Origin of the sequence: Streptomyces sp. NPDC057654, from assembly GCF_042800135.1 — a bacterium.
In the GTDB taxonomy this organism is placed as follows: Bacteria; Actinomycetota; Actinomycetes; order Streptomycetales; family Streptomycetaceae; genus Streptomyces.
Genome location: NZ_JBHVHQ010000633.1, coordinates 1 through 5,017, shown reverse-complemented (window position 1 = coordinate 5,017; position 5,017 = coordinate 1). Strand labels below are relative to the sequence as shown.

Annotated in this window: 4 protein-coding genes and 1 pseudogene; 3 read left to right on the top strand and 2 right to left on the bottom strand. The window is 73.5% G+C overall.

What is annotated here, in order from left to right; all coding sequences use genetic code 11:
* Both ACFU99_RS32435 and ACFU99_RS32430 read right to left on the bottom strand, forming a co-directional pair.
* The coding region (locus ACFU99_RS32435; protein ID WP_384398840.1) for a glycosyltransferase family 4 protein at positions 1-1,031 on the bottom strand (1,031 nt) is incomplete at its 3' end.
* A 164-nt stretch (positions 1,032-1,195) separates the two neighbouring features.
* Entirely contained in the window at positions 1,196-2,143 is a 948-nt protein-coding gene (locus tag ACFU99_RS32430; RefSeq protein ID WP_384398838.1) for a DUF3068 domain-containing protein, read from the bottom strand.
* Between the two features lie 429 nt (positions 2,144-2,572).
* Here ACFU99_RS32430 and ACFU99_RS32425 point away from each other — a divergent pair, with 429 nt between their 5' ends.
* From ACFU99_RS32425 to ACFU99_RS32415, 3 genes and pseudogenes are all read left to right on the top strand, one after another.
* Entirely contained in the window at positions 2,573-3,796 is a 1,224-nt protein-coding gene (locus ACFU99_RS32425) for a helix-turn-helix domain-containing protein (RefSeq protein WP_384398837.1), read from the top strand.
* Positions 3,797-3,887: 91 nt separating this feature from the next.
* Positions 3,888-4,589, top strand: a complete 702-nt coding sequence (locus ACFU99_RS32420) for an ABC transporter ATP-binding protein (protein ID WP_384398835.1) — start codon at positions 3,888-3,890, stop codon at positions 4,587-4,589.
* Positions 4,586-5,017: pseudogene (locus ACFU99_RS32415) on the top strand (hypothetical protein); the annotation flags it as partial. The gene ACFU99_RS32420 and the pseudogene ACFU99_RS32415, both read left to right, overlap by 4 nt.

Sequence of the window (5,017 nt, the reverse complement as noted above, 5' to 3'; positions counted from 1 at the left end):
GCGAACGCGGAGTCGCCGGTCGCGAGGAGGCCCGTACGGCCATGGTCGACGGAGTCGCGCAGGCCGGGGACGTCGAAGCCGACCGTGGGCGTACCGCGTACGGCCGCCTCGGTGACGACCAGGCCCCAGCCCTCGACCAGGGAGGGGTGCAGGAGCAGCCAGGCCGCGCACAGCAGCCGGTGCTTCGCGGCCTCGTCGATCCGCCCGGCGAAGGTCACGCCGGGGCCCGCGAGCGCCTGGAGCCGGGCCCGTTCGGGGCCGTCGCCGACGATGACGAGCCGGCCGCCGGTGACGGGCCGCACCCGCTCCCAGAGCCGCAGCAGCAGATCGACGCGCTTGTACTCGACCAGCCTGCCCATCGCGACGAACAGCGGCTCGGGGGACTCGGGGAGCGGCGGCGGGGGCTGTTCGACGCCGTTGTGCACGACGCGGATACGGTCGCGGGCCACGCCGAGGCGCAGCAGCGCGGCGGCGGTGGAGCCGGACACGGCGACGATGAGGTTGCGGTGGTGGGCGCCGGTCAGCGCCCAGCGTTCGAGGCGGGCGCCGAGCCGCGCGGCGGGCGGCGGGTAGCGCAGCCGCCACAGGTCGGTGTGGACGTGGTTGACCAGGCAGAGGGTGGGGCCGTGGTGCCACAGGGGTGCGAGGTAGGGCATGCCGTTGCAGACCTCGACCAGGAGGTCGCAGGGGCCTACCCGGCCGCGGGCGCGCAGGAAGTGGGCGGCGTCGCCGCCGGCGGAGACGACGCGGTAGCCGCGGGGGGCGGTGGGGCCGCCGCAGACGAGGGTGACCTGGTGACCTTGGGCGGTCAGGCCCTCGGCGAGGTGGTCGACGAGGATCTCGGAGCCGCCGGCGGCGGGGTTGCCGAGGTCGCGGCGGGCGAGGAAGACGATGCGGCGTGGGGCGGAGGACGGGTCGGGTCTCGGCGCCGAGGCAACTGCCGATAGCGGTTCGCGTCGTGGCGTCGGAGTGGGGAGCGCAGCAGGGGGGACCGCGAGGGGGGACAGGGACGGCCGTACGTGCTGGGGCATCGCCGCTCCAACTCGTCTTGGGGTGCGGAGCCTTGTGGGGGAACGGTGCCGGGCGGTGCGCGGGGTGAGTTCGCCAGTGTTCGCCGCCGCGTTCGGCGCGGCTACTCACCGAGGTGACAATTTCCGCCCTTCCTGGAGCTGACGATTCGTCACTTCATGCACCCTCAGTCGACACGAGTGGCACGGCGCACCAGCAGCAGCATGCCTCCCGCCGTCGCGAACGCCCCGACGATCGCCGAGGCGAGCGGCGCCGTCTCGCCGATCAGCCGCAGCTTGCGGTTCTCGCGCTCGGCGATGTCGACCTGTTCGCGCTGGGTGCGCGGGGTGAACGCGACGTCCTCGCCCTCCAGCAGCGTCACCGCGTCCCGCCGCCCGCCGGGCGCGCGCAGCGTCACATGCGGCGACAGCGAGGCGTTCAGCACGCGGCCCGTACGGCGGTCGACGACCAGGTCGATACCGTCATTGGCGTACCACTCCTCGGCCTGCACCTGACTGCGCCGGGGCTGGCCCACCACCGCGCCCGGCACCTGCCTGCTGCCGGTACGGGTCGGCTGCACGGTCCCCGTGAAGCGGTACCCCTGATAGCCCCGCACCCGCTGCACACCGGCGAAGCGGAGCGGCACGGTCGCCCCCAGCGTATTGTCCCACCAGCGGTAATCCCGCTTCTGAAGGTCGAAGGGGAACTTCAGGTAGGCGTCCCCCTGGAACGGGGAGGGGGACTCGCCGCAGCAGTGCACGGGCGCGTTGGTCCGGCGGTCGGTGACCCAGCGCTCCGTGGACCACTGGAAGGACTTGCGGGGGTCCTTCAGCTTCAGCGTCCGCGGCGTGTCGATCGTCGTGGACACGTCCCACACCGCCCGGCCGCTGCGGTCGGAGGCCGCCACGTCGCCGAGCACCCGCCGGGTGATGGTGATCACCTGATCGTTCCGGACGGCGGTCGCCTCGGCGTCGTAGTAGCGGCCTTTGCCGGTGAAAACCGTCGTGGCGTTCACGTTGACGGTCGTGCGTTTCGCGTGGGGCTCGACGTACCAGGTGAGCATCGGGGCGAGCACCAACAGGAAGACGCCGGCGCCGAGCAGGATCAGCGGGACCGGCGGGGTCGAGCGACGCATAGGGGCACTCCTCGGGGGAGGGCGGGGCGGTCCGGGCGCGCACATCTCGTACGGGCCGGGAACCGTAGGCGGCTCTTGACGGGGTGTCAATGCTCCAACGATCCTGCGTACGTTGGCAGTTACCGGAGCCGGGCCGGGGCGCAGCCATGGGAAAGGGGCTCCACGCGCCATGTCCAGACTGCTCGCCGCCGCCGTGACCGCCGCCTGTGCCGCCGCTCTCGCCGTGGGCGCGGCGCTCGGCATCGTCGCGGTGCTCGGCATCACACCGGACCAGCCGAACGATCCGCTGGTGACGTTTCCGTCGGTGACGGCGGAGGGCACGTCGTCGGCACCGTCACCGTCACCGTCACCGTCTGCCTCTGCGTCTGCGAGACCGTCGCAGACGCCGTCAAGGCCGTCGCCGACCTCGCCTTCGTCACCGGGAGGCCGATGACCGTGCCCGCGCCGCACTCCGCCTGGCAGGACGTGCCCCATCCGCAGATCCGGCGGTTCTCCGCGCTCGCCCTCGCCGAAGTGCCCGAACTCGCGGCCGACATCCTCGGCCAGATCCGGCGCGAATTCCCGAACCTCGCCCTCGTGCCGGACGACTCCGGCGAACCCATGGCGCTCGTCGGCATCCGCCGCGCCCTCGAACACTTCGTCCGGCAGCTGACCGCCGAGCCGGAGCGGGCGCCCGCGCACCCGCCCGTCTTCCAGGAGTTCGGCCGCGGCCAGATGCTGCACGGCCGCAGCCTCGACTCCCTCCAGGCCATCTACCGGCTCGGCGTGAAACTCGCCTGGCGCCGCCTCGCCGAGATCGGCGGCCAGACCGGCATCCCCGCCCCCGCCATGTACGAACTCGCCGAGTCCGGCTTCGACTACCTCGACGGCCTCGTCGCCGAGACCATGCGCGGCTACGCGGAGGCTGTCGCCCGGCAGACCGGCGAGAGGCTGCGCCTTCAGCGCCGCCTGCTGGACCTGCTGCTCACCGAGCACCACCGCAAGGACCCGGCGGACGCGCTGGCGGAGCACGCGGCCCGGCTCGGCTGGCCGCTGCCGTCGTACGTGGCCGTGGGCGTCCTGCTGCGCCCGGCGCGCGAGGCCGTCGCGCCCGCCGTCGGCCATGGCGTCCTGCTCGACATGGAGTGCGAGCAGCCGCGCATGGTCGTCCCCGACCCGGACGCGGCCGGCCGCCCCGAGCTGCTGCGCCGGGCCACCGCCGGCTGGTCCGGCGCGATGGGCCCGCCCGTACCGCTGGCCGAGGCCGCGAAGTCGCTGCGCTGGGCCGGGGCGGCCGTACGGCTGATGGAGCTGGGCCAGCTGCCGTCCGGGGCGGTGCTGCACTGCACCGAGCACACCGAGGCGCTGGTCCTCCTGCCGCCCGCCGAACTGATCGAGGACCTCGCCCGCCGCCGCCTCGCCCCGCTGCTGCACTGCGGCCCCACCCAGGGCCGCCGCCTCGCCGAGACCCTGCTCGCCTGGCTGGAGACGCGCGGCGGCGCCCCCGAGGTCGCGGCCCGCCTCGGCGTCCACCCGCAGACCGTCCGCTACCGGCTGCGCCAGATCCGGGAGTTATGGGGCGACGAGGTCGACGACCCCGACCGCCGCTTCGAACTGGAACTGGTCCTACGGGCCAGGCGCCTGCGCGGCGAACTCCGGCCCTCCGGCCGTTGAACCACCAGGCCGCTGGGCGAGCCCGCCTCCAGGGGCGGGCGGCGGCATCACTTATGGTCTGGTGAGAATTCCCCGCGCTTACGGAGGGCCGATGGCCGCGAAGACCGACACGGCGCTGTTGCAGTTGCGCAAGGTGAGCAGGTCGTACGGCGACCGTAAGGCGCTGCATCCGATCGATCTCAGCCTGGCCGCGGGCACCTGCACGGCCCTGTTCGGGCACAACGGCTCCGGCAAGTCGACCCTGCTGCGGATCGCCGGCGGCCGGGACACGCCGACGAGCGGCAGCGCGCTGTTCGCGGGCCGTACGGTCTCCGAGGACGATCCCGTCGTACGGGCCAGGGTCGCCGTGGTCGGCGACACCGTCGCCTGCTACCCGGACCTCACCGTCCGCGAGCACCTGGAACTGGTCACCGTCGCGCACGCCGTCGAGGACGCCGACGGCTGGATCGACGAGGTGCTCGCCGACCGGCGCCTGGCCGACCACGCCAAGGCGCTGCCCGGTTCGCTCTCCTCCGGCCAGATGCAGTCGCTGCTGCTGGCGGCGGCCCTGGTACGCCCCCGTGACCTGCTCGTACTCGACGAGCCGGAGCAGCGGCTCGACCCCGACGCCCGGCAGCGCCTCGCCGAGCTGCTGATCGGGGAGAAGGAGGACGGCGTGGCCGTGCTCCTCGCCACCCACCAGGCGGACCTGGCCGAGGCGGTCGCGGACCGCATGATCGCGCTGGAGGACGGCGCGGTCATCGCCAAGGGCACTCCGGCCGCGGTCCTCAAGAAGATCGGTGTGCGGTCGTGAGCGTGCGGGAGGGAGACCTGAGCGAGGCGGCCGAGGACGAGGACGAGGTCTGGAGCGAGGAGCACGACGACCGCACCGACGAGACGCTCCGCTGGCTGCGGGACAAGCGCCGCGCGCACCAGCGCCAGCGCCGCCGCGACACGGCCGTCCTCATCTACTGCGTGATCCTCGCCGTCCTCGGCTACGGCAGCGGCTACGTCATCCGCTTTCTGCGGGAGCTCCAGGTCAGCGCCGACTACAGCGGCGTCGGCGACGACGTGCGGCACACCCTGCCTGCCGTGTTCGTCGGCGTCGCCGTCGGCCTCGCCCTCTTCGCCGCGCGCGACGCGCTCTGGCGCGGGCCCGTCGTCGTGCCCGGCCCGAATGTCGGCTGGGTGCTGGCCCACCCGGTGCGCCGCGCCGCCGTACTGAAGCCCAAATTCCGGTTC

What these genes read in the sequence shown, in the direction of transcription:
- ACFU99_RS32425 (WP_384398837.1), top strand. Translation starts at nt 2,573, where the DNA reads ATGACCGTGCCCGCGCCGCACTCCGCCTGGCAGGACGTGCCCCATCCG.
- ACFU99_RS32420 (WP_384398835.1), top strand. Translation starts at nt 3,888, where the DNA reads ATGGCCGCGAAGACCGACACGGCGCTGTTGCAGTTGCGCAAGGTGAGC.
- ACFU99_RS32430 (WP_384398838.1), bottom strand. Translation starts at nt 2,143, where the DNA reads ATGCGTCGCTCGACCCCGCCGGTCCCGCTGATCCTGCTCGGCGCCGGC.